Source organism: Arhodomonas sp. KWT, assembly GCF_010993615.1.
On the sequence record NZ_WNXE01001052.1, the window covers coordinates 1 to 567 of the forward strand.

Annotated in this window: 2 protein-coding genes; one reads left to right on the forward strand and one right to left on the reverse strand. The window is 74.4% G+C overall.

Annotated features, from left to right (window positions below; translation table 11 throughout):
* Positions 1–276 (forward strand): CoA-binding protein (locus tag G7A99_RS24100; protein WP_163144602.1); only part of this gene is annotated, 276 nt, incomplete at its 5' end.
* Positions 277–282: 6 nt separating this feature from the next.
* Here the strand turns inward: G7A99_RS24100 and G7A99_RS24105 are convergent.
* A partial coding sequence (locus tag G7A99_RS24105) for a hydroxyethylthiazole kinase (RefSeq protein ID WP_205600053.1) occupies positions 283–567 on the reverse strand: 285 nt, incomplete at its 5' end.

Genomic DNA, 567 nt, shown 5'->3' on the forward strand with positions numbered 1-567 from the left:
CCGGTGAACCCGGGGCACGAGACCATCCTCGGCGAGACCAGCTATCCGGACCTGCGCTCGATCCCGGAGCCGGTGGACATGGTCGACGTCTTCCGCCGTCCGGACCAGGTGGCGGCGGTGGTGGAAGACGCCATCGCCATCGGCGCGCCCTCGCTGTGGCTGCAGCTCGGCGTGATCGACGAGGCGGCGGCGCAGCGCGCCCGCGACGCCGGCCTCACCGTGGTGATGGACCGCTGCCTGAAGATCGAGCACGCCCGCCTGATCGGCGACGGCTGAGGCCGCTCAGCCCCGGGGCCGGTCCGCCCGGATGTGCGCCCCGGCGTCCAGCGTGGCCGGGTCGAGGGCGTATAGCGCGTCGATGAAGTGCACCGCGAAGCTGCCAGGGCCGGCGGCGCGCTCCCCGGCGTTTTCCCCGGCGACGGCGAAGCCGGCGAGGGCGGCGGCGGTATCCTCCAGGGGCATGCCGCCGGCGGCCACGAAGGCCGCCACCACGCCGGTGAGTGCACAGCCCATGGCGGTGACCCGCGGCATCATCGCGTGGCCGTTGGCGATGCGCAGGGCACGGAC